Annotated in this window: 15 protein-coding genes and 1 tRNA gene; 9 read left to right on the top strand and 7 right to left on the bottom strand. The window is 36.6% G+C overall.

The features are described from left to right. The first annotated feature begins 48 nt into the window (after nt 1–48). Complete coding sequence (locus C1634_RS23700; protein WP_103232361.1) at nt 49–1,341, top strand: TlpA family protein disulfide reductase; 1,293 nt, start codon at nt 49–51, stop codon at nt 1,339–1,341. A 44-nt stretch (nt 1,342–1,385) separates the two neighbouring features. Next, nucleotides 1,386–1,459, top strand: a tRNA-Met gene (locus tag C1634_RS23695). 420 nt (nt 1,460–1,879) lie between these two features. Here the strand turns inward: C1634_RS23695 and C1634_RS23690 are convergent. The 7 genes from C1634_RS23690 to C1634_RS23660 all read right to left on the bottom strand — a co-directional run bounded on the left by C1634_RS23690 (nt 1,880) and on the right by C1634_RS23660 (nt 11,941). Then, nucleotides 1,880–3,178: an HlyD family secretion protein gene (locus C1634_RS23690; protein ID WP_103232360.1), complete on the bottom strand. Its 1,299-nt coding sequence runs from the start codon at nt 3,176–3,178 to the stop codon at nt 1,880–1,882. Between the two features lie 298 nt (nt 3,179–3,476). Further along, nucleotides 3,477–5,672 carry a peptidase domain-containing ABC transporter gene (locus C1634_RS23685; RefSeq protein WP_109739253.1) on the bottom strand — a complete coding sequence of 732 codons (2,196 nt, stop codon included), beginning with the start codon at nt 5,670–5,672 and terminating at the stop codon, nt 3,477–3,479. 190 nt (nt 5,673–5,862) lie between these two features. Continuing rightward, on the bottom strand, nt 5,863–7,377 hold the full coding sequence (locus tag C1634_RS23680; protein ID WP_109739252.1) for a thioredoxin domain-containing protein: 1,515 nt from the start codon (nt 7,375–7,377) through the stop codon (nt 5,863–5,865). Nucleotides 7,378–8,214: 837 nt separating this feature from the next. Then, nucleotides 8,215–9,174 (bottom strand): DUF3810 domain-containing protein, encoded by a 960-nt coding sequence (locus C1634_RS23675; protein WP_228410149.1) that lies wholly within the window; start codon nt 9,172–9,174, stop codon nt 8,215–8,217. Nucleotides 9,175–9,265: 91 nt separating this feature from the next. After that, nucleotides 9,266–10,711 (bottom strand): MFS transporter, encoded by a 1,446-nt coding sequence (locus C1634_RS23670; protein ID WP_103234998.1) that lies wholly within the window; start codon nt 10,709–10,711, stop codon nt 9,266–9,268. Between the two features lie 30 nt (nt 10,712–10,741). Continuing rightward, a complete protein-coding gene (locus C1634_RS23665) occupies nt 10,742–11,479 on the bottom strand; it encodes a lysophospholipid acyltransferase family protein (protein WP_103234997.1) in 738 nt (245 codons plus the stop codon). Nucleotides 11,480–11,482: 3 nt separating this feature from the next. After that, nucleotides 11,483–11,941 carry a GtrA family protein gene (locus C1634_RS23660; protein WP_103234996.1) on the bottom strand — a complete coding sequence of 153 codons (459 nt, stop codon included), beginning with the start codon at nt 11,939–11,941 and terminating at the stop codon, nt 11,483–11,485. A gap of 363 nt (nt 11,942–12,304) precedes the next feature. Between C1634_RS23660 and C1634_RS23655 the strand changes: the two genes are divergently transcribed. The 7 genes from C1634_RS23655 (at nt 12,305) to C1634_RS23625 (ending at nt 24,558) form a co-directional block, all read left to right on the top strand. After that, nucleotides 12,305–12,568: a hypothetical protein gene (locus C1634_RS23655; RefSeq protein WP_103234995.1), complete on the top strand. Its 264-nt coding sequence runs from the start codon at nt 12,305–12,307 to the stop codon at nt 12,566–12,568. An 85-nt stretch (nt 12,569–12,653) separates the two neighbouring features. Continuing rightward, nucleotides 12,654–13,505: a BadF/BadG/BcrA/BcrD ATPase family protein gene (locus C1634_RS23650; protein ID WP_109739251.1), complete on the top strand. Its 852-nt coding sequence runs from the start codon at nt 12,654–12,656 to the stop codon at nt 13,503–13,505. A gap of 16 nt (nt 13,506–13,521) precedes the next feature. Further along, complete coding sequence (locus C1634_RS23645; RefSeq protein ID WP_109739250.1) at nt 13,522–15,807, top strand: NADP-dependent malic enzyme; 2,286 nt, start codon at nt 13,522–13,524, stop codon at nt 15,805–15,807. Nucleotides 15,808–16,044: 237 nt separating this feature from the next. Next, nucleotides 16,045–16,629 carry a Holliday junction branch migration protein RuvA gene (gene ruvA, locus C1634_RS23640; protein ID WP_103233979.1) on the top strand — a complete coding sequence of 195 codons (585 nt, stop codon included), beginning with the start codon at nt 16,045–16,047 and terminating at the stop codon, nt 16,627–16,629. Nucleotides 16,630–16,686: 57 nt separating this feature from the next. Then, nucleotides 16,687–23,721, top strand: a complete 7,035-nt coding sequence (gene sov / locus C1634_RS23635) for a T9SS outer membrane translocon Sov/SprA (protein WP_109739249.1) — start codon at nt 16,687–16,689, stop codon at nt 23,719–23,721. Nucleotides 23,722–23,828: 107 nt separating this feature from the next. Next, nucleotides 23,829–24,206 carry a glycine cleavage system protein GcvH gene (gene gcvH / locus C1634_RS23630; RefSeq protein ID WP_047373847.1) on the top strand — a complete coding sequence of 126 codons (378 nt, stop codon included), beginning with the start codon at nt 23,829–23,831 and terminating at the stop codon, nt 24,204–24,206. Continuing rightward, nucleotides 24,199–24,558: a VanZ family protein gene (locus tag C1634_RS23625; RefSeq protein ID WP_103233981.1), complete on the top strand. Its 360-nt coding sequence runs from the start codon at nt 24,199–24,201 to the stop codon at nt 24,556–24,558. Before gcvH ends, C1634_RS23625 begins: the two co-directional genes overlap by 8 nt. The last annotated feature ends 789 nt before the right edge of the window (nt 24,559–25,347 follow it).

Below are 25,347 nucleotides of genomic sequence, written 5' to 3'. Positions count from 1 at the left end.
TAATATTAAACTCTCTGATTAGTCAGAGAGTTTTTTTATTTTTACTCTATGAAAAAGATTTATACACTATCTGCTGTTTTGGCCGCATTTGCTCTACAGGCTCAATTTACGGTTACAATTCAGACTCCGGCAGATTTTAAAGATCAGGATGCTATTCTATATACATTAAACGGTTCGAAAGATATTATTGTTACTAAAGAACAAAGTAAGAATAATACATGGACCTTTAAATATCCAAGCAACTATATGGGAATGATGAAAGTCTATTTCCCGGTTTCTAATAATACAGTAAGCTTTATTTCTGAAAATAAAAATGTCAACTTTAAACTGGATATCCAGAATAATAAGGTTAAAGATGTTACTTATCTGGACGAAGCTAATGCTCTGATGAGTAAACAGCAGGAGGGATCACAAAAGAAAGAGCTTATCCTGCCCGCTTTATCTCAGATCAAAGAATATTATAAAGATAACACAGACTTCGGAAAAGCCTTGAAAACTGAAATTGACAGACTTTCGGGTAATTCTAGTTCTATTGATGCAGCACAGCATCCGTTTATTACCTATTATAATACGAATTATAGTAAGTTCTTATCCAATTCAACGGATACAACCAAAAAAGTAGATCAGGAAGAAATAATCAACTTTTTGGATAAATCAGGGGATATGCTTGAGAGCTCATCATTATTGAGACCTGTATTAGTTAACTATCTGAATTCAGGTGGTAATGCTAATGTTACAGCTTCTGTTGATAAACTATTAGATCGTTTGAAAGTGGAAACTCCAAGAGGGCAGACTGTATTATCAGAACTGATCGACATCTTTGATGTTTATGAGATGGATGAATATAAGAGTAAATATCTTTCGCTTGCTAAGAACCTTAAATGCACAATTACTGACAGGCTTGCTTCTACATTGAAATCGAATGCGAACATTGAAATGGGGGCTGCTTTTCCTAATTATAAATTCCAGTCACCTGTTAATACCACTGCAAAGTCATTATACGATATAAAGGCTGATAAAAAGGTGGTTGTTTTCTGGTCATCTACATGTTCACACTGTGAAAGCGAGCTTCCGAAACTTCTGGAAAAATACAATGATCTGAAATCAAAAAATATTCAGGTTATTGGGCTGTCGCTGGATGTTGACAAAAACTCTTATTCTAAAAAAATTGCTGCTTTTCCTTGGGTGAATGATTCAGAATTGAGAGGCTGGAACAGTAGTTACACCGACTTGTACAATATTCATGCAACTCCGACGTATTTTATTTTAGATGCTAACAATAAGATAATCAGTAAACCAGATCATGTTGGGGATGTTTTGGAATATTTTAAGCTAAAATAATTTTGGAGGTAAAGAAATATTTTCTATATTTGCACCACCAAAAAGGCGAGGTAGCTCAGTTGGTTAGAGCGCAGGATTCATAACCCTGAGGTCACGGGTTCAATTCCCGTCTTCGCTACAATAAACCGCAATCATTGATTAATGATTGCGGTTTTTATTTTTAGAATAGTCTAAAACATGATCATCTAATTTTTCCAAAATATTTCCTTTTTTTATAGATTCTGACTTTCCAAGAGAAAATTGAGGGATTTCAAGTCGATACCTCTTTTTACCATAATGCTTATTGTTTTATAATAAAGGAAAATTAATATGTTTCTTTTATTTGCTTTCTCATAGGCTTTTTTTGAAAGAACTATTTTATTTTGATCACATCTCTTGTTTGGTCGGATAAAGCGCGTAATTGATCTGTAAAACGGATGTATGTAATGGATGGTTTTCTCCCTAAAAAAAGTCTTGGGAGAATACTTCTTAAAACATCATAAAAAAAGCCGTTTTACAATCTGCAAAACGGCTTTTTATTTTTTGTACAGCTTCTTTATCAGACCTGGTATCCAAGTAGCTTTCTGATCTGATAGAAGAATCTTTCAATCAGTCGCAGATCTTGTGTTACAATCTCTGCACTTCCTCTTAGTTCTTTATCGAATGTAAGGGTTTTGTTGTAGCTTGTTTTTAATCCTTTTGGTAAAATCACATCTACATAATAATTTCCTTTTTCATCGGGTATAAGAGAGATGTTCTGCACTTTTCCTTCGATAATCCCGTATTCCTGGAATCGGTAATTGTCGAGCTTAATCAGTACTTTTTCACCCGGAATTATTTTTCCTGAATTGACTGTTGGAACGGACATTCTGCCTACTAACTGCTCTTTGTTTTTAGGAAGAATAGAAAGAATGGGTTCCCCTGACTTTACGAACTGATTCTCGCCAAAAAACTGTTGAAAACTGGCAACACCATCAGTAGATGAGATGACAAGGTAATTCAGTTCCCATTGCTTTAGAGACTTTCTCAGCTGTTCAAGGAGCTGTAAAGTTTGTGAAGAGTAGGTAATTTTATCCTTTTCTGTGTTAATGGCAGTTCCACTTTTGGTTTTATTAAGGTTGGAAATACCTTCATCCATTTGTGATATGGAAATTTTAAGATTTTCAAGGTTTTGCTGAGCCTGAAGAAATTTGATCTTTTCATTCTCAAGTTCCATCGCTGAAATAACACCTTGATTAAAAAGTTCCTGAGATCTGTTGAAGTTTTTCCTCGTCAGATCATATTTTATAGATTCAAGATTCTTCTGTTGTTTTAAGGTAGCTATTCTTATCCTGTACTCAGAAATACTCTGATTGGCTGCCAGATTTTCCGGAGCATAAGGTTGCAGTCTTGTAAATAGAGCCTCATCCTGAAATGCCTTGGCAAAACTGTTATATTCACCCTGTAATTCGCCTAATTTAAAACTTGATGTCTGGGCAATAGGGAAGGCGTACAATTTGTCAGGAGTAATAGAGTCTACCAGTTTTTTCAACTCTAAAATATCTTTATAGTTGGCTGCAGACTGCATGACCATCAGTACATCATTTTTTTTGACTTCCTGATGATCTTTTATAAATATTTTTTCAATTTTTGAACTTGTTCTGGCTTCTATTTTCTCTGGAGGATTCTGAGAAGTTACAATAATGGGAGCTGGTACAAACTCCGGATATTTTATAATGTAACTCATAAAGAGAATGAGCAGGAGGATAATAAATATAACGGTATTCCCCCAGCGGATCATCCAATGAGGTGGCTGGGTAAGAATATCCTGTACGCTTTCTGAGCGGAGTTCAATATTGTCTAAAACGTCTTCTTTCATTTTTCTAAGATAAAATTTCCCCAATATTTCAAGGGGAATATAATTTAACCAAATGGGCAATTCCCGTCATACCACGATGGTGGTGAAGTATCTGCATCCGGTGGACATGCAATATGGTGGAGATGGCATGGCATCCAGCTGCCAAGACACCAAGAACCACAGCAGTTGTTGTCCGGAATAACCACACCTCCGCTGACAAATGCCAGATCTTTTCTCGAAAGTTTTTTGAGGTTTTTCATGATTAATTATAGTTTTATTTTCCTACTCTACAAGCTTTTCGGATTCCGCTGTATGTTGGCTAACTTCCTAATTCAAGTTGGTTTCTTACAAGTCTGTAATATTCTCCCCTTAAATCTACCAAATCAGCATGGCTTCCTTCTTCTACTACTTTTCCTTGATCCAGCACAATGATTTTATCAGCATGTCTTACTGTGGAAAGCCTGTGGGCAATAACTACAGCAGTTTTTCCTTTGAAGAACTGCTCAAGATTTTCCATGATCACTTTCTCATTATTGGCATCCAGTGCAGAGGTTGCTTCATCAAACAAAATGTATTCAGGTGATTTGTATACTGCTCTTGCAATAAACAGCCTTTGTTTTTGGCCACCGCTGACTCCTACACCTTCATTTCCAATCTTTGTATTATAGCTTAGTGGAAGACTTTCTATAAATTCTTTGATGTTAGCAATTTCTACGGCACGTCTTAGTTTTTGTTTATCAATATGATCTTCACCTACCGCGATATTATTGGCAATAGTGTCATTGAATACATATCCTTCCTGCATTACCACTCCACAATGATCTCTCCAGTTTCTTGGAGAAATATTTTTCATATTGGTGCTTCCAATTTTGATCTCCCCTTTGTCCGGATCATAGAACTTCATCAAGAGTTTCAGCAGAGTTGTTTTTCCACTTCCACTGGCTCCTACAATGGCTGTAGTCTGCTGATAAGGTATGGTAAGGTTTAAGTTTTCAAAAACGGGAACATCAGAACCAATATATCTGAATGACATATCTTTGATCTCTATGTCTTTTTTTGGGAAATCTGTGACGTATTGTTCATTCTTATCTTCTTCATCATCTTTGTCATGAATTTCGCCCAATCTTTCAAGGGAAATCTTAGCATCCTGTGTCTGTTTGATAAAGTCGATAAGCTGCAGAAGAGGGCTGTTTAGCTGTCCAATGATATATTGTACAGAAAGCATCATCCCTAAGGTAAGATTTCCACTTAAAACCAGTTTTGCTGAAAGGAAACTCACTAGGATATCTTTCATCTGGTTGATGAAATTTCCTCCTACAGATTGCCATTGCTCTAGTGAAAGCGATTTTATTCGGATTTTGAACAATTTTACCTGAAGAAATTCCCAGTCCCATCGTTTCTGCTTTTCAGCATTATGCATTTTGATTTCCTGCATCCCGTTGATAAGCTCGATTACCTTACTCTGTTCCTGAGATACCTGAGAGAATCTTTTGTAGTCAAGCTCTTTTCTTTTCTTCAAAAAGAAGCTGATCCAGCCGATATATAATATTGCTCCTACAAGATAAACAATGAACAATCTATAATCATAAAACAGAAGTACAATACTGAAAATGATAAGATTCACCAATGAAAATAATGTATTTAAAGATGAGCTTGTAAGAAGCTGCTCAATTCTATGGTGGTCATTTATTCTCTGCATGATATCTCCCGTCATTCTCGTATCAAAGAAGCTTATTGGAAGCTTCATCAATTTGATAAAGAAATCGGAAATGATCGAAATATTAATTCTTGCCGAAAGGTGAAGAAGAATCCAGCTTCGAATGGTTTCAATACCCATTCTTCCCAGGAACAACATGATCTGTGCAAGTAAAACCACATAGATAAAGTTGATATCCTGATTCTGGATCCCGACGTCTACAATACTTTGGGTAAGAAACGGGAATATCAGGGATAGTAAACTTCCTCCCAAAAGTCCTACAGCAAGCTGAATAACTAGTGTTTTATACTTGAGAAGGTATTTGGAAAGGAAAGTAAAGCTGGCTTTGCTCTCTTCCGCATCAAATTCAGTTTGGAAGAAGGCAGGAGTTGTTTCAAGAATAAGGATAATTCCTTCTTCTGTTTTCTCATTTGCATTTTCTCCGATCCAGGATTTGATAAACTCTTCCCGCGTATAGGTGATCAGCCCGTAACTGGGGTCTGAAATATAGACCTTGTTGTTTTTATCAATTTTATAAACAACAACAAAGTGATTTTTATTCCAGTGTGCAATACAAGGGAATGGAACCTCTTCTGTGAGGGTGTTGAAGTCAATTTGGACTCCCATTGATCGGAATCCCAGATTTTCTGCTGCATCACTCAGCCCAAGAAGGCTGCTTCCTTCACGCGTGGTTTCGGAGAGATTACGAATCTGCTGCAGGGATATACTTTTACCATAATGTTTACTTACGATCCTGAGACAGGTAGGACCGCAGTCTTTGGTATCTGGCTGCTTATAAAAAGGAAATTTTTTTTTCAAAACTAATACTCATTATAAAATGCCGTCAATACATGACGACATTTTTACTTTAATTCAATTATAATTCAATGAAATGGTGAACCGGAAATAGGTCCATTTATCACCGCTTTTCTACTCTTTTGCACCTTTTCAGATGGTTATTTTGTTTTTCCTAAGATAGTGAAATTTTTGAATGCATAAGATTTATTTACTAAATCTCATCATCTTCAATTAATTCATCAATAAAGAACAAAATGTCTTCACGATCATACTTGTCCGGGAACTGGTATCCGTTGATGATAAAGATAGGAGTAAAGCTTAATCCAGCGTTACTGTTTTCCTTAGACATCTCTACCAGTGGGTTCAGGTTTTCCGATGTTACATTTCCTCCGGAAAGAGCATTGATTTTGCTTTCATCCTTCGTTTCAAACCATTCTTCTACAGCATGTAAAAACTCTTTTTCAGGTTTATTATGATAGATATATGTTAAATCTGAAATAAGCCCAGTGTATTTTTCTTGAGCTCTTTCCGGGCTGTAGTTGAATCTCATCTGTAAAGAGATGTTATCCGGGTATTTCTCCAAAAGACCTTCTGCGAGCTTATGAGCATCTTTACAAAAACCACAATATGGATTTGAAACGATAGAGATACGAAGTTTAGCATCTTTTTTCCCAACGGCGAAAGTTTCAGTATCCTGGAATTCTATTTTTTGGTTCTGCTCCATTTGATTTTTGAAAAGCTCATAATTTCTTTTAAATCTAAGGTTTTTAGCATTCGATTTCTGAAGCGTTTCTTTTTGCTCAAGTAGAGTATTAAAGTAAATAATAGAAGAGAATACAAGCGCCCATAGAATGACCGTCAATAAAAGGGTTCCAATACTGAAAGAGAGGTTCTCGAACAATAAACTGCTGATGACCAATTGTCCCACAAGGATTGAAATGATCAAGAGACAAACTCTACAAAATGTTTTTTCTACAAATGCCTGGATGTATAAAGAATATCCTATGGCAAGTACAGAGACAAAAGTAAATCCTTTTACAATATAAGCGGTTGCGGGTAAAAACAGACCCAATACAGCAAGACCGGCAAAATAAATCAGAGAAAAGTCTGAAAACTTTAACCCTAAAATACTTGTTTTATCCTGTTTTATAATTTTATCACATGAATTGGCTGTTTGGCTGGCAGCAGCACCTCCGCCACCACATATACTTCCAATTACAGTAGAGGTATTTCCGAATTTCTGATTGAAAATTTCCAGTGAAATATATACGCCGGCTAACGAAAGAAGATTGAATAGTGCCTCATAGATCGTCTGGCTTATAAAAGAATAGGCCAAAATAGCGGCAAAAATCAAATAAAGGACAGGTTTGAAATTGAAAGTTGTTTTGCTTTCTGCATTCTCCGTTTTTTCAAACAAAAGAACAAAGTCTGTTGATTTGGTATAAAGTTCTTCTTTACCCAAAGTTTTTGCCTTTTCTGAATATACTGAATAGTTACTTCCTGATTTTTTTACCAAAGAGAATGAGTTTTCAACAATTGCAATAAATTCTTCCGGAAGCTCATCCCAATACTCTTTGTCAAGTTCATAAGCATCATTTTTTACCCCCATAAAGTTGAGTGTATCACTAAAGGCAAGTGCAGATGGGTAATTGGGATGTGAGTTGAACTGGAAAATGAATTCCTGTTTATCGAGTTTTAAGTGGTTAATTAGTTTGTCAAAAATCATGTTAATATTTTTATCTAAAATACACAGATGTTTTAAATATACAAAAAAAAATCTCCTTTATTAGTGAGATATAAACAGGTGTTGATAGATTTTATTTGAATCTCAGTATTTTATTTTACAAAACTTGAATTTAAAAGTAAATTTTATAATATGATTTTTATTAAAATTGGCTGGCTTTACCTCTTTTCAGAGATAGATTATTTTTTGATAAAATAGATTTTTGAGGAAAATACATGAGTTTCAGAATATATGTTTTTGTCAAAATAGAGGATCGTTTTGCATAGGCAGATGTTTTTAAGCTTTCATGGTAAAGTTTAGATTAAGTTTTACTTTTGGGAGTAAAAAGAGCTTTCTTTTAAACAAAATATAGCGCGTTTTTGCAAGGAATAAATTGTGGTAAAACAGGAGAAATAAACGCTGTCATTCTGACCCAAATATCTCTGCTTCTTTGAACTTAAATTTTAGAAATATCATGCAAAATAGGGGTGATAACTCCAACTTTAAAAGTGTGAAAAATTTGGAAAAGAGCAATGAATTATATTTAAACAATTGTTTAATTTATTAATATTTTTGTAGGTTATATGGTGTTTAATTGATGTTTTTTATATTGATGCCCGGATTGATTGCGATTTGTGATGTTTCGGCATGAACTCAAAAAAACTTAAAAAATCATAAAGTTTTCATAAAGTTTTAAAAAAGGATGGAAATGTTTTTGTATTTATAAAATATGTCGTACTTTTACATCGCCTTGAATGAGGGAACAAGTCAAGGTAATAAATTTTTTTTCATCATTTGTGTTTTTAGAATCGTATCGCCTGATACGATTCTTTTTTGTGTTTATTTTTCGTAATTTAAGAGGAGATCTATGAAGTAAGAATAGGTGACCGAGCCTTCCTGCTGGTTACTTTTCAAAAACAGATTGTTGGTGTATCCAAAGAAGTCATCCAGCCATCCCTGATGGCTGAGCACGAAACTTTTTTCATAAGTACGGTCTTTTTTCATAGCAGGAGAATAATGATGAAGAACATTTTTTACAAACTCAGGATCTTCCTCAACAATAAACCTTAAAAGACTCTTTAAAGTAAAAAGCTCGGTGCTGTACCGCAACTCCAGATTAGTGGAATGAATCCCTATTAAATACCCCACAAAATTAGCTTCCTGTTCCCTGGCGAAACCCAGCTGGTGAGAACTCTCGTGAGCGGTTGTAAAAGGGATGAAAGTAGGGGGTAACTCAGAGTTATATTGGGCTTCTGCGGTAAAAGGATTATAATATCCCAAAATCCCGGTAAAGCTCATCACATTCTTGAATACACTCGGTTTAATAGCTAATATCTGAGTTGTCTTTTTATCTGATATGTAAGAGGGTAATTTTGTCTGCTGATTGAGAATTTCCTTTTGTATAGCAGTAAGGTTTGTGATGATAAAAACTCCCTTAGCATTTTCATGAACAGACTGTCGCGTTAGCTTGCATTTTTCAAGGTAGGTAAGAGCCAGTTTTTTTGCTTTTTCTACATCCGGTTCTTTCTGGCTTGAAAGCTTCTTAATGATAGGAGTCTGGAAGTACAGCATTCCCCAAAAGATTTGATAGATAAAATAAAAGATATTAATGATAATCAGGATCTTCATCATAGAATCATTTCTTCGTTGCTTCCTGAATACAGTGATTGCATAATACAATATAAAAGCTCCCAATATAATATAGATAAGATCTCCCATAGAAAAAGGAATCCAGCTGAACAGCATCTGATGGAGTGCTTTCTGAAGCTCAAAGAAGCTCTCAAAAAAAGAAATCATCATGTTGGATTTTGAGAAACCGTAAAATAAAAGAAATTGGGCAAGTAAAACACCCGCCCAAAATCTTTTCTTATTATATATTTTCCTTGTTATATTAATGACCATTACCTTTAGATACTTTATCCAGATCAATGCCCTGGGCTTTCAAAATCCCACTCACACGGATCGCATAGAATGCAAGATAAGCAAAACAAACAACCCCAACGATATAACTGAAGTGGATATTCGTAATATCTGCAATATAACCTTGTATAAAGCTTACAATACCACCCCCCATAATCATCATGATAAGATATCCTGATCCCTGGTTGGTGTGCTTTCCAAGTCCGTTGATAGCCAATGCAAAGATACATGGCCATAGAGTAGAGCAGAAAAGACCTACACTGGTAAATGCATACACAGAAACCATACCTGAAGTAAACATACCAACAAGTAGAGCTGTAATTCCTGCTAATGAGAAGATTAAAAGCATTCTTGCCGGGTTTCCTTTACTCATGATATCACAGATGATCATCGCAATAATGATAAATCCATATACATAGAATGGAGAAAGATCATGATGAGCCAGTGCATTTACGAATAAAAAGACACCAAACGCAAGATAAGGCGCTAAGAATCTTAAGACCTTTTTGAAGCCTGCATTCACGTCAAATGCCTCTACAGCACCTGTCCAACGGCCAATCATTAATGACGCCCAGTATAATGAGATGTAAGGAGCTACATCTTTCGTTTCAAATCCTAAGTTTTTTTCCATATAAGCAGGAAGGTTACTCGCTGTGGAAACCTCTACTCCTACATACACAAAGATCGCGATCATTCCCATTACCAATTGAGGGTACTGGAAAGCTGAACTTCTGTGCTCTCCCGGAGTGGTATCATCTGTATCCGTACTATTGGTAGGTGTGATAGCAGGAAGGGAAGAGAATTTAAGCATTAAAGCTACAAGAGCAAAAGCTGCTCCTAATATAAGATAAGGTATTTTTACACTTTCGATACTTGCTTCTGTATTGGCTGCGCTTGCAGAACCAAAAATAGCAAATGCAACGATAAGCGGTCCTATTGTCGTTCCTAAGTTATTGATTCCCCCAGCCATTGTTAATCTCTGAGATCCCGTTTCTGTAGGACCTACCTCAATAGCGAGCGGATTAGCAACAATCTGCTGAAGAGAGAATCCTAAACCTACAATAAATAATCCGGAGATCATTAACGGAAAAGAATGCATATTGGCAGCCGGGTAGAACAACAAGGTTCCCATTGCAGAGATAAGAAGTCCCACAATAAGACCGTTTTTGTACCCTATTTTATTGATCAAATCCTGCTTAATGCTTTTTGATATGATCATATAAATTAAAGAACCTACAGTATATGCTACATAAAAGCATATCTGGACCAGCATACTTTCAGTTTGTGATAAGTTGAAGGCTTTTTGAAAAACTGGGATGAGAATATCATTACTGGCTGCTACAAATCCCCAAAAGAAGAATACAGTAACCAATGGAATGAATTGAGCCCAATTGGTTTGTTTAGAATAATTTGACATATTTATTATAGATTTCACAAACAAATATAACTATTTCCTTTCAACGGAATACCTGATTAAGGTTTTTTTTATTTTTTCATAAGCCTCTGCCTTTAAGTCTTTTGGCGAATCTGTAGGCTCAATGATTCCATTGAAATACACCTTTACTCTTCCAGGATAGCCTTTTGAGTTTTCAAAAGGGAACATTTCCTTGAGTCCGATAAAGGTATAAACAGCTATTGGGGAATGATGTTTTGAAGACAGCATAAATGCTCCGTCCTTAAAATCATCCAGGATGATAGAAGTGTCATCAGGTACACCGCCTTCAGGAAAAATGGCAATACTGTTGCCTTCCTCCATCTTCTCTGCGCACCTCCGATATACATCAGCGCGGCTTCTCGCACTCGCTCTGTCTACCATGACACATATCCTTTTATATATGGTTCCAAAAATAGGAATCTTTACCAGTTCTTTCTTCCCTACAAAACATATCGGATGATCCGGTAATAGAATACAGGTAAGCATAATATCCATGATGGAAGTATGATTGGAGATAAAGACATACGGTATCTTTTTGTCCATTTCCTGTTCTGAAAGCTTAATGAGATCATATCTGAAGCCCATTCCGTAGAACATTCCGAAACACCAGAGTCTGACAAGTTTATACCCGTACTTGTAATGCTTTTTATTGAAAGATAAAATATAGACCGGGATTCCAATGGTAACTGTCAGAAAAAATGCCAACAACAGCAACCAGAATCTCCATAGATAATTTAAAATTTTTGTCACAGCCTAACCGTTAAAAATTACTTTCTTTTTTACCGAATAATTAAGAATGGAAACCAGCAATATTGCTGCAATTTTACTGATTATTTCCGGGCTCAAGGTATAAAAAAATAAATTGATATTGTCTTTAAATATAAAACTATAAAATATCTGGAAAAATCCTAAGCTGAGTAATGTTGAAAAGAAAGATACCACCATAAAGTAAGCGAACTCTTTTTTCTTCGAATGTTTTCCTCTTTCAAAAACAAACCAGATACTCAGAAAATAATTGGTGATGATCCCACAGCTCGTAGAAAAAATATTACTTAAAGGATAATGTATGCCATGAAAGTTGGTTTCCCTTACAAAGAAATGAGGAAGAGAAGTGCTGAAAATCTTAAAGCTGCCTATTTCTACAATAGCGCTCAGTCCTCCTGCAATAATGAAGAACAAAACCTGTTTCTGGCGTATGAGTATATCTTTCATTGAATTAATATAAAACTAAAAATTTGTGTACATATTGTATGAAGTAAGAGAGTGTTTATATCTCAGCAGGTGAAAGCCTTACTGTACTCTGATTGTTCATAATGATTTTAAAATGCCAATAATTATAAAACTTCATAATATGAATATGCAAATTTATAACTATATGTTAAACACTGAAAAAAGTTGTTAAAATATTTTTTTTAATAAAAATTATTTCTAATTTTAATATTCAGAATGATGTAATAATGACCTGATAATAAATTCATTTTCAACTCCTTGTGTTGATGGTTTTTTCTATCTTGTAGTGCACGATTAAGAGCATATACTCCAACATTTTATGACCCAATTATTAATAATATTTGTATGAAACGTCAAAACAAATACAGAAAATTCCAGCTTCAACAGAAAAATATTGAGGCTCTTGAGAAAGAAAATTCCCGCTTCAAAAGAGTGTATTCTGAATATGAAAATATGTCAAACGAATTGTGGAATCTTGAAAACTCCAGCGGGGAACCTGTCCCCGATGATTTTATCAATGCAATGGTATTACAGACTTCCTATCTGGAAGACGAAATAGAAGATTGGCTTTTACAATTCAATGAAAAAAAAACAGAGATTAAACATTAATGATTTTAGACAGCTTCCAGGTTGTTTTTAAATGCTAATTGAAGATAAATTCATAATTTAGCACGCTTAAATTAAAATCTAAAATATGGTTGCTATTGTAGATAGTGGTTCTACTAAAACGGATTGGGTAATACTTGATGACTTTAAAAAAGTTTTTCTAAAAACAGAAACAATAGGTTTCAATCCGAATTTTATCAACAGAGAACTTATCGCTCCTGAAATACAGAAGAATAGCAATCTGATATCAGTTAAAAATTCAATTACCAAAGTCTTTTTTTATGGTTCCGGATGTGGAGTGAGGAAAAATTGTGAAACCATTGAAGAAGAATTGCTGAAGGTATTTGGAAAAGCAGAAATTATTGTAAAGGAAGACCTGATGGCCGCAGCCTATGCAGCCTATAACGGAAAACCTGCCATCGTGTGCATTTTGGGCACAGGATCAAACTCTTGTTTTTTTGATGGTGAAAATCTGAAGATTGAATTGCCTTCCCTTGGATTCCTGATCGGGGATGAAGGAAGTGGCAGTGCTATCGGAAAGCAGCTAGTGCGCAGATATTTCATGAAAAAACTGCCTTCAGACCTTCACAAAGAATTTGAAGCAGACTATCAGCTTACCGTAGAAGATGCATTGAAAAATATGTATCATACTCCAAGACCCAACGCCTATTTGGCGAACTTTACCAAATTTGTGATCGAAAGAAAAGATCATCCTTATTTCCAGGATATGGTTTTTGAAGAAATGAGAAACTTCTTTGAATACCAGGTTCTCCCTTATGAGGAAGCAAAAGATGCCGAGATCAATTTCATCGGCTCTATCGCTTATTATTATGAAAACATACTGCGTTCTGTAGCTACAGAACTTAATTTAAATGTGGGACATGTTGTGCAGAAACCAATTGAAAGCTTAGTAGATTACCACATTAAATATATACTTTAACAAAAAACAAAATTTTATGTCAAGTAACAACAATCGTGACGAAAAGAACTTTAGCCAGGCCGCGCTAGATTATCATAAAGCAGAACCCAAAGGAAAAATTGAAGTAATCCCGTCAAAGCCACACTCTTCTCAAAGAGATCTGTCACTGGCTTACTCTCCTGGGGTAGCTGTTCCTTGTATGGAAATTCATGATAAACCGGAAACTGTTTACGATTATACAGGAAAAGGAAACCTGGTAGCAGTAATTTCTAACGGTACTGCAGTACTTGGACTGGGAGACATCGGTGCTGAAGCTTCAAAACCGGTAATGGAAGGAAAAGGTCTTTTATTCAAGATCTTTGCTGATATCAACGTTTTTGATATCGAGATTGATGAAAAAGACCCGGATAAATTTATTGAAATTGTAAAAGGTATTGCTCCTACTTTCGGAGGAATCAACCTGGAAGATATTAAAGCTCCTGAGGCATTTTATATAGAACAAAAACTGAAAGAGGAATTAAATATTCCTTTGATGCATGATGACCAGCACGGAACAGCCATTATCTCTGCAGCAGCATTGATCAACTCTTTGCAGATTGCTAATAAAGATATTGATAAAGTGAAAATGGTGGTGAATGGTGCAGGTGCCGCTGCTATTGCATGTACGAAGCTTTATATTTCATTAGGACTGAAAAAAGAAAATGTTCTGATGTGTGACAGTAAGGGGGTTATCAATCATAAAAGAGAAAATCTTACTCCTGAAAAATTAGATTTCATCGCTCAGACAGATATTGAAACATTAGAAGATGCTGTAAAAGGAACGGATGTGTTTGTGGGATTGTCAAAAGGAAACGTGATGACTCAGGAAATGCTGTTGAGCATGAATAACGATCCTATCGTATTCGCTTTAGCTAACCCTGATCCGGAAATCGCTTATGATCTTGCTATCGAGACTCGTAAAGATGTTATCATGGCAACAGGAAGAAGTGATTATCCTAACCAGGTAAACAACGTATTAGGATTCCCTTATATCTTCCGTGGTGCATTGGATGTACAGGCTACAGGAATTAATGAAGAAATGAAGCTTGCTGCCGTACACGCTATTGCTGACTTGGCAAAAGAACCAGTACCGGAAGCTGTAATTTTAGCATACAACGTTCAAAATATGCAATTTGGAAGAGAGTATTTCATTCCAAAACCATTTGATAACAGACTGATCACAAAAGTATCGAGTGCTGTAGCAAAAGCGGCTATTGAAAGTGGTGTTGCGAGAAAAACGATTGCTGATTTTGAAGAATATGAGCACCAGCTTTTAGACAGAATGGGAAGAGATGAAAGATTGGTAAGAATGATGCAGAGCCGTGCAAAATCCAATCCGAAAAGAATTACCCTTGGGAATGCTGAAGAATACAACGTATTGAAAGCTGCTCAGATCCTTTATGAAGAAGGAATTGCTTATCCAAGCCTTTTAGGAGATAAGAAATACATCCAAGAGCAGATGGAACGTTATGGAATTACCCTGGATGTTCCGATCATTGATCCAAGTGATGATGACCAGAAAGAAAACAGAAAAAAATACAGAGAAACCCTTTGGAAACTTCGTCAGAGAAAAGGAATGAACGAGTACAAAGCGAAGAGATATGTTCGTCAGAGAGATTATTTTGGACCTCTGATGCTAAGACATGGAGATACGGATGGTCTTATCGTAGGATTCTCTAAAAACTATACTTCAGTATTGCGTCCTGTGTTGGAGGTTATTGAAAAAGATAAAGGAGTGGACAAAGTAGCGGCAATGATGATGATCCTGTCTGAAAAGAAACCTATCTTCTTTGCAGATACATCCATCAACCAAAACCCTACTTCTGAAGACCTTGTGAATATTGCTAAAATGGCAGAATTTACAGTGAAATCTTTTGCTATCGAGCCTAGAATTGCAATGCTTGGGTTCGAAAACTTCGCTGCTATTTCTGAAACTTCTAAGAAAGTAGCTAAAGCAGTAAGCATCCTTCATGAGAAATATCCTAAAATGATTGTAGATGGAGAAATTCAGCCTGATTTTGCAATGAACGCGGATCACCTGAGCGATTATCCATTCTCAAAATTAGGAACAACACCAGCAAATACATTTATCTTCCCGAATCTGGAAAGTGCCAACCTTTCTTACAAAATTATAAGAGGAATGAAAGTAGCACAGGTGATAGGACCAATCTTAATGGGATTAAAACAGCCGGTACACGTTCTTCAAATGCGTTCAAGCGTAGACGAGATCGTAAACCTTGCTACGATTGCCGTTCTTGATGCTCAAAGAAGAGAAAAGAAATAAATATAAAAATTGAGATCATGAGTAGTAATCACTAAGTTCTGATCAGATTTTTCTTATTTAAAAAATGACACCTTAAACCGTGTTGAGATAATAAAAAGACTCCATATTTTGGAGTCTTTTGCTTTTATGTTAATTCATTGAATTCTTATTTGAAATTTAAGTTAAAAATCATTCGCGCGTCAAATGAAAACATTAATTAGTTTAAATTGCTATATTTGGGAGTTTTAAAAATTAATAATGATATTTTCTTTACAAGGCACTGTTCAAGAACTTACGCCTACCTACGCGGTAATCAATGTACAAGGGGTTGGCTACTACGTGGGAATCAGTTTGATGACCTCACAGACGCTGGTTTTGAACCAGCAGACTATTTTATTTATCCAGCAGATCATCCGTGAAGATGCTCATCTTCTCTTTGGTTTTAACACACGTTCAGAAAAAGAAATGTTCAATCTGTTAATTAGCGTTAACGGAGTAGGGGCTGTTTCTGCATTGATTCTGCTATCAACACTGAGCCTTGATGAGATCGCTACTGCCATACTTTCAGGCAACAGTGCACTCATCCAAAAAGCAAAAGGAATCGGTGCCAAAACTGCCGAAAGAATCATCGTAGACCTTAAAGATAAAGTACAGAAATTCAGTGATCCGAACGCGAATATTTCTGTGATGGTGGATAATAAAATTAAGGAAGAATCGTTATCTGCATTAGAAGTTTTAGGAATTCCTAAGCGGGCGAGTGAGAAGATTGCGGATAGAATAATAAAACAAAATCCAAGCATCTCGGTAGAAGAATTGGTTAAACAAATCTTAAAAAACATTTAACATTTGGTGGCGAAAAGTAAGCATCTTAACATATTTTTGTTCCTGTCGTTTCTGTGTATGTCTGTCAGCGCGTTTGCGCAGGTACGGAATGACACGGCGATCATAAGAAAACAATATGAAGTGGCCGACCCTACGAGGTACGAAGCCTATTACGATATAAAAACCGGGATGTACTATGTATATCCTAAAATCGGAAATACCATAACAGGTCCTCCTACAGCGATGTCTCCGCAAGAGTATAAAGAATATATGCTTGCTACCCAGACAAAAGCTTATTACAAGGAGAAATCTGATAAATACAACCTTCTTTTCAGAAGAGATAGATCAGATGCAAGGAAGAAAGGACTTATTCCTTCACTCTTGATCAATAACAAGTTGTTCGAAACGATTTTCGGGGGTAATAAAATTGAAATTATTCCTTCGGGGTATGCATCTTTGGACTTTGCCGGATTGTATCAGAAAATTGATAACCCTTTGATTCTGCCACAAAACAGGACCAGTTTTACTTTCGATATCGATCAGAGAATTCAGCTGGGATTATTGGGTAAAGTAGGTGAAAATTTGCAGTTAAAAGCCAATTATGATACCCAGAGTGGTTTTGCTTTTGAAAACAGGATGAACCTCGTTTGGCAGGCAAAAGGAAGCTGGAAAGATCTTCAAAGCAAAGGCCTTGGAAATGTAGATAAACCCAACGAAGGAGGAGAAGATAAAATCATCAAAAGAGTTGAATTTGGTAACGTAAATATGCCGCTTTCAACCAGTCTGATCCGTGGTTCACAATCACTGTTTGGGGTGAAAACAGAATTCCAGTTAGGAAAAACATTTGGAACAGTGGTCCTTTCCCAACAGCAGGGTGAGGCCCGTAATATTGTAGTACAGGGTGGTGGTGTTATGAATAATTTTAAAGTCAATGCTATTGACTATGAAGAAAATCAGCACTACTTCTTAGGGCACTATTTCCTGAACAAATATGATGATGCCTTACTTAATTATCCACAGATCAATTCCACCATTAATATTACCAGATTAGAAGTATGGGTACTTGATCAAGGGAACAGTAATCTTGCCTATCAGAAAAGTATTATCGGGATCAGAGACCTTGGAGAAGGGCCTGGTGGTGTTACTTTACCGGATAACTCTCTGAACGGTTTATATGACGCAGTTTCGTCAGTAGCAGGATCCAGAGAAGCCGGAAAAAACTACGGTACTATTTTCCAGGGACAGGTGATTGGGACAGATCCAACTCCTTATGATAATGGAGAGCAATTCATATACAATACAAAAGCCAGAAAGCTGAATGCTAATGAATTTACCTTTCAGCCACAGCTAGGATATATTTCATTAAATCAAAAATTGAATGACCAACAGCTTTTAGCCGTTTCATACTCCTATACTGTTAATGGAAGCAATAAAGTATACAAAGTAGGGGAATTCTCCGAGGAAAGCCCGGTGCTTGTTACCAAAGTATTGAGAGTAAACAATAAAGTGAACACTCAATCTCCGATGTGGGACCTGATGATGAAGAATATCTATTCTATGGATGCAGGACAGGTAGCACCGGATGGATTTATCCTGAATGTATACTACAGAGATCCAAAAACAGGAGGTAAAGTAAACTACCTTCCGGATACTCCTGTAAAGGATCAGAACTTACTGAAATTATTCAACTGGGATCGCCTTAACATGAACGGAGACATCCAGAATAATAAAGACGGAAGCAAGGGAGATGGTATTTTTGACTTTGTCAATGGAATTACAATAAGACCGGAAACCGGGCGGGTTATTTTTACCAAAGTACAGCCTTTCGGAAGTTATATGCAAAAGGTTTTAGGGGGAACTTTTGATCCTCAATATGTTTTCCAGGATCTTTATACCAAGCAAAAACAAGCTGTTCTTTCCAGTAACCTTTCACAGAGATATACAATGGAAGGCCGTTATAAAGGAGTTCAAGGACAAGGTATTTCGTTAGGTGCAGTAAACGTGCCTCAGGGATCGGTAAAAGTGGCCGCAAACGGAGTACAGCTTACAGAAGGGGTAGACTATACCGTAGATTATATGTTGGGGACTGTTACGATCATCAACGAAAACGTAAAACAGTCCGGACAGGCTATCAATATTTCACTGGAAAACCAGTTGACATTTAATACCCAAAGAAAAAGATTCTTAGGATTAAATTTAGAAAGAAGATTCAGTGAAAACTTTATCTTAGGAGGAACAGTAATTAATTACTCAGAATCTCCATTGACTCAGAAGGTAAACTTCGGACAGGAAGCGGTAAACAATACCATGGCGGGGATCAACTTGATGTATAACAATCAGGCTCCTTATCTGACAAGGCTTACCAATAAGCTTCCTATGGTAAAAACCGAAGCGCCATCCAACTTAAACTTTAAGATGGAAGCTGCTTATTTAATGCCTGGACTAAATAAAGGGACAAATAATCAGTCTTATATTGACGATTTTGAACAAACGACTTCCAAGATATCATTAAAAGAACCGGCAGCATGGAGCTTGGCTTCAAAACCGGAAAAAAATACATTGCCACCGTTTAATACGGTGCCGGCAAATGACGATATAACAAGCGGATATGGAAGAGGACTATTAACATGGTATAATATCGACCCTAGATTCTGGGGTGTTGGAGGAAAAGCTCCTTCAGGAATTACACCGCAGTCCGTATCCAATCACGCTTCAAGAAGAGTACAATACTCGGAGATTTACAACAACAGAGATTTCGTTGCAGGTGAACAGACTTTTACCAATACTTTTGATATCTCTTATTTCCCTAAGGAAAAAGGGCCATATAATGTAAACCCATTAACAGAGCAGGCGCAAAGCAGATGGGGAGGAATTATGAGGTCCATCAGCGTTCCAAACTTCGTTACTTCCAATATCGAATATGTTGAGTTCTGGATGATGGATCCATACGCAGATGGTAAAACATTGGGTACTGATCCAAGGCTTTTACTTCATTTAGGAAACGTATCAGAAGATGTTCTGAAGGATGGAAAAATGCAGTATGAAAATGGACTTCCAACTTCTGGTACCCCATCATCAACTACGAATTCAACCTGGGGAGTACAGCCAAAGCAGCCGCCAATTTTATATGCATTCTCTACAGAAGGAGAGGATAGAAAAGTACAGGATGCCGGATATGATGGTCTTACTTCTGACCAGGAAGCCATGAGGTTTGGGAATACATTTGTAAACCCGGTAACTAATATTGCTGACCCTGCAGTGGATGACTTCGTATTCTATCTGTCTGATAAATTTACAGGAAGCCAGGCTGCTTCAGTTGTAGAACGATACAAGTATTTCAGAAATCCGGAAGGAAACTCAGAAGCAAACTCTCTGAACGTAGCTTCACAAACTCCGGATGCGGAAGATATCAATAAAGATTACAACCTTGATCAGACTGAAAACTATAATCAGTATGTTGTAAAACTTGATCAGCCAAGTTTGTCATTAGGACAAAACAATATTGTTGATGTAAAGACCGTAAAAGCAGCATTTCAGAATGGGCAAACTGCAGATGTTAAATGGTTCTTATTTAGAATACCAGTATCTAAGTACGATTTGCAGGAAGGAACTCATGATGCTTCGGTGCTGAATAATGTAAGATTTGCAAGATTAATGTTGGCAGGATTCGACCAAACATCCACTTTAAGATTTGGAACAATGGATCTTGTAAGATCAGACTGGAGAAAATATAACAATAAAATTGCCAGTACAATTGTTTCCGGTCCTGAAGAAGGGATAGGAGAAGTGGTAGATCCGAACTTTGAAGTAGGAAGTGTAAATATTGAAGAAAATGCTTTAAATCAGCCTCCGTATGTATTGCCTCCAGGTATTGACAGACAGGTATTAAGTGGAAATGCTGGAGCTCAAAGACAAAATGAAGCTTCACTTTACATGAAAGTAAATGACCTTAAATCTGAAGCAAGAGGAGTATTCAAGAATACAACACTGGATATGAGAAGATATAAAAAGTTGAAACTTTTTGTACATGCTCATGATCCATTGAATAGAGTAATAGGAATGGATGAGAAAACCAAATTCTTTATCCGTTTTGGAAGTGATGCTACTGACAACTATTATGAATATGAATCATCTTTAAAAATGACACCTACAACGGCAACAGCTCCTATGGAAATCTGGCCAATGGAAAATGAGGTGGATTTTGATGTTCAGAACTTTGTAGATGCTAAAATCAGAAGAGATAAATCGGGGGTGAAAATTACCGATAGAACAGTAGATCCGGCCTACCAGGAACCTTTTAAGAATATTTATATCAAAGGTAGACCAAGTTTAGGAAATATTACCACAATTATGATTGGGGTAAGAAATGCAGATGTAAGAGGAGGAACCGGAATTACAAGAATATTATGGGTGAATGAAGTCCGTCTTTCTGAAATCGAGAATGATGGAGGGTATGCAGGAAATGCCAGCTTAAACTTTAACATGGGAGACCTGGCAACAGTAAATGCCAATGCTTCTTATACATCAGTTGGTTTTGGAAATATCGATTCAAAACCTGCAGAAAGAACGCAATCTACTCAATCAGCGTTTAGTATTAATACGGCGATCAATGTAGATAAATTCCTTCCGGAAAAAACAGGTGTGAAGATTCCTTTAAACTATTCTTACTCACAGACCATTGAAGACCCGAAATACAACCCTCTGGATACCGACGTGGAATTCAGTAAGGCGCCAAACAAAGATCAGTTGAAAAAAGTAGCGAGAACGTATACTCAACAGAGAAGTATAGGAGTAGTGAATATGCACAAAGAAAGAGTAAACCCAAATAAAAAGCCTAAGTTTTATGATATCGAAAACGTATCAGTAACGGCTGTTTATAACGATGACTATTTCAGAGATATCTATACCAAGAGAAACTATAGACAGTATTTGAGAGGATATGTTGATTATAACTATACATTTAAGCCGTGGGTCATCAAGCCTTTCAATAAGATGATTAGTGATACAGCAAAATCTACAAAGTATCTGAGATGGGTGAAGGAATTCAATATTAATCCAATTCCTACAAGAATCTCTTTCAGAACTGAAATCGACAGAAATTATAATGAACTTGAGTTCAGAAACGTGGAAGCGATCCTGAATGGAAATATGAACAGTGATTTCGATGCCATCAGAAACAGAAACTTCTTCTTTGGATGGCAGTACGGGTTAGGATTCAATTTTACAAAATCATTAAAACTGGAAATCAATTCTGCAACCAGAACCCTTAATGATAACCTGGATGTAAATTCAATGGACAACAAGTCGATCTTTGGAAATGTATTCAGAGCAGGAAGACCGGTATTGTATAACCACAGAGCACAGCTGAACTATAAACTGCCGTTCCAGTATCTTCCTTATCTGGATTTCATTGATGCAGAAATAGGATATGGATTTACCTACAACTGGGCTGCAAGGTCTACTTCGTTGACTGGATTTGTGGATCCTGAGACTAATAAACCTGCAAGCTTGGGGTCTGTTGGTCAGAATACGAATGTTATTCAGGCAACAGCTTCAGCGGATCTTCCTAAGTTCTTTGGACAGTTTAATTATTTCAAAAAGATAAATGCTAAGCTTCAGAAACGCAGACAGGAGATGGACTCTCTGAACAATGTATATACAAAACAATGGGAGAAGAACAGATACAGATATAAGAAATATAAATTTAAAAACAGACTTACTCCATTTCAAAGTGCAGCATTCTTGCTGACTTCTTTCAAACAGTTGAACGTAAGTTATAATGAAACAAATGGAACAGTACTTCCGGGATTATTATCGGCTCCTAACTGGTATGGTTCAGGACAGACACTGGGAGGTCCAACTTTAGGATTCCTTTTAGGATCACAGGCTGATATCAGAAGAACAGTGATGGAAAATGGATGGGTGAGTGGTTCCAATTATATGACAGATCCATACGTGAGGATGTCCACCAAAGAATTGAGAGCAGACTTACAAGTGGTGCCGATGAATGATTTAAGAATAGATCTTAATGTGTTACATACCTTTAACAGTAACTTTTCACATACAGGATTTAACTATACCAATAATGGCGTTTCGGATCCTGACTTTACATTTGCCAGCGAAATGATAACATATTCCAATACGACATCGCTTCTTAGTACATCATTTAAAGATGGACAAGCGGTTTACCAGGCGATCAGGGAAAATGCAAGAGCACTTTCACAACAGCTGGGAGGACCAGGCGCTGTATTGGATAACAATGGATTTGCTCAGCATTACAGTATTGGAAATGCTTATGTATTGATCCCAGCCTTTAAAGCAGCGATGGAAGGAAAATCGGTGACACCAATGAGCAATCCGAAGAAATCAGGATTCCCGCTACCAAACTGGAGAATTACGTATTCAGGATTAAAAAATATCCCGATTATTAGTGGGCAGTTCACGAAGTTTGATATTCTACATGCCTATACAGCTACTTATACCGCAACTGGTATTCAGAGCAATGTAGATTATCATGGCAACCCGAATGGATACTATCAGACCGTGGATAATGCAGGTAATGTAATCAAAAATGCCGGGGATAAGATCAATCCATATACATTTGCACAGGTGGGATATGTAGAATCTTTCTCACCACTTATTGGAGTAGATGTTACCATGAGAAACAACATGCAGTTCGGGATACAGTACAACAAAACCAGAATGATGGTATTGGGATTGGTAAACCAGACACTTACCGAAGATGCCAATACAGAATATGTAGTAAGACTTGGTTATATTGTCAGAAACTTCAGACTAGGAACTGCTAATATCAGAGGAAGAGGAACAAGAGGAAAAGGAAGTGACCTTAATATCAGAGGAGATATTTCATTAAGAGACAGTAAGACCTCCATTATGAATATCCTGTTGAATGATGCCCAGGTTACAGGAGGACAAAGACTGATGAATATCAAGCTTTCCGCAGACTATAATGTTTCCGAGAATCTGAACCTGAGAGTATTCTACGAACAGATGACCTCAAAGTATAAGATTTCCACAGCATTCCCGCTGTCTACAATTAGAGCAGGTATTTCTGCCACATTTACATTCGGAGATTCCGGAGGTGGATTCTAAAAATAGTACAAACGTAAAAGTCCTTCAGTTTTGAAGGACTTTTTTTATATCCAATATTTGAAGCTACTATATTTTTGAATACATTTGTACAAAATAAAAATTTAAAAATGAACACACCATCAGAATTAAAGTACACCAAAGATCACGAATGGATCAAGATCGAGGGTAACGTTGCTACAATCGGTATTACAGACTTCGCTCAGGGAGAACTTGGAGACATCGTATACGTAGACATAGATACTGTAGATGATGATCTTAATGGAGGAGACGTTTTTGGAAGTGTAGAAGCAGTAAAGACTGTTTCAGATCTATTCTTGCCTATCGCAGGGAAGGTTATTGAGTTTAATTCAGAATTAGAAGCTCAGCCGGAACTGTTAAATACAGACCCTTATGGAGATGGATGGATCATCAAATTGGAAATTGCTGATGGAGCAGATCAGTCAGAGTTACTTTCTGCAGACGATTACAAAGCAATCATTGGATAAGATTTCAAAAATATTTAGTAAGATACTGCCCATTTATTGGGCATTTCTTACTTATATGCTCCTCAAGCCGGGAGAAGAAAACAATGAATATTGGTTCATGTTCAGCGGTATAGACAAGGTGCTGCATCTAAGCATATTTGGAGCACTGGGTTTCGCTTTCATTGCCGCGTTTCCCAAAATAAAATTCTCATACTTTTTTCAGATCATGCTTCTCTATGCATTCCTTACCGAAATTCTACAGGAAGAAATGGGATTAGGAAGATCTATGGAAACACTGGATATCGTAGCAGACACTATCGGATGCCTATTAGGATACTATATATATAAGGTATTAATCAAACGTTTCTTTTAATCATACCCTTAGGAAAGAGCAAATCTTCATTCCCTGCCTTTCCACTCAGAAACATTCAAGTTTTCTCAAACCCTCAAACTCTCAAACCTCTCAAACATTCTTAGGAGCTATTTCCTGCTATCCATTTTTACTCCTCGCTCCAGCGCACTCCGTCCCTTGAACCCACCCACTCTCCAACGCAAGCTGTGGGGTAACCATTCTTATCAGGGCTAGGGGAGGGAATTATAAATGATGAATGATGAATTAGATTTTCGGGTTTCTCGTTCCGTGTTTTTAGTTTTGAGATTACAATTCCAGGTTTTAGGTTGTCAATAGATGGGTTCAGTATCATCAACTTTCTCTCTCTTATATATATTATACCCATCCACCTCTGTACAAATCCGTTTGATGATCCTGTCAACGAATAATCATGATCCTCATCCAAATATTCATCCAGACAATAAAAATTCCATAGAAGCGGGCTATAATCCTGAGCTTAGTCGAAGGGAGCCCTTTTAATAAAAAGAAAATGTCCTTTTTGGCTTTAGCCCAAAACTTAAATAAAGAATATTTGTTTTTAGAAAAGCCCCTGCTATTATATATAGGTATACCTTCCATTACTCATTACTCATTACTCATTATACATTAATCCTATCCTCAACCCCTCCCAAAACACTCTCCGTCCCTCACACGCTCTAACCCTCCCACACTCCCTCTCGATCTTCCAAACAAATGTTTAAAATTTTTCTCTCTGCCTACCAGTGTTTTAGGTTTAAATATTAATAAAAGGTAAAATTTATGTTAAATAAA

The sequence above is a fragment of the Chryseobacterium viscerum genome (assembly GCF_002899945.2).
Lineage (GTDB): Bacteria > Bacteroidota > Bacteroidia > Flavobacteriales > Weeksellaceae > Chryseobacterium > Chryseobacterium viscerum.
Note: the sequence above shows the minus strand (reverse complement) of the source record. Positions and strands in the feature narration are given on the sequence as shown.

Excerpts from the sequence above, each read along its gene's own strand:
- C1634_RS23675 (WP_228410149.1), bottom strand. The coding sequence starts at position 9,174 with ATGATGATTTCTTTTTTTGAGAGCTTCTTTGAGCTTCAGAAAGCACTC.
- C1634_RS23700 (WP_103232361.1), top strand. The coding sequence starts at position 49 with ATGAAAAAGATTTATACACTATCTGCTGTTTTGGCCGCATTTGCTCTA.
- C1634_RS23670 (WP_103234998.1), bottom strand. The coding sequence starts at position 10,711 with ATGTCAAATTATTCTAAACAAACCAATTGGGCTCAATTCATTCCATTG.
- C1634_RS23660 (WP_103234996.1), bottom strand. The coding sequence starts at position 11,941 with ATGAAAGATATACTCATACGCCAGAAACAGGTTTTGTTCTTCATTATT.
- C1634_RS23650 (WP_109739251.1), top strand. The coding sequence starts at position 12,654 with ATGGTTGCTATTGTAGATAGTGGTTCTACTAAAACGGATTGGGTAATA.
- C1634_RS23645 (WP_109739250.1), top strand. The coding sequence starts at position 13,522 with ATGTCAAGTAACAACAATCGTGACGAAAAGAACTTTAGCCAGGCCGCG.
- C1634_RS23680 (WP_109739252.1), bottom strand. The coding sequence starts at position 7,377 with ATGATTTTTGACAAACTAATTAACCACTTAAAACTCGATAAACAGGAA.
- ruvA (WP_103233979.1), top strand. The coding sequence starts at position 16,045 with ATGATATTTTCTTTACAAGGCACTGTTCAAGAACTTACGCCTACCTAC.
- gcvH (WP_047373847.1), top strand. The coding sequence starts at position 23,829 with ATGAACACACCATCAGAATTAAAGTACACCAAAGATCACGAATGGATC.
- C1634_RS23690 (WP_103232360.1), bottom strand. The coding sequence starts at position 3,178 with ATGAAAGAAGACGTTTTAGACAATATTGAACTCCGCTCAGAAAGCGTA.
- C1634_RS23655 (WP_103234995.1), top strand. The coding sequence starts at position 12,305 with ATGAAACGTCAAAACAAATACAGAAAATTCCAGCTTCAACAGAAAAAT.
- sov (WP_109739249.1), top strand. The coding sequence starts at position 16,687 with ATGTCTGTCAGCGCGTTTGCGCAGGTACGGAATGACACGGCGATCATA.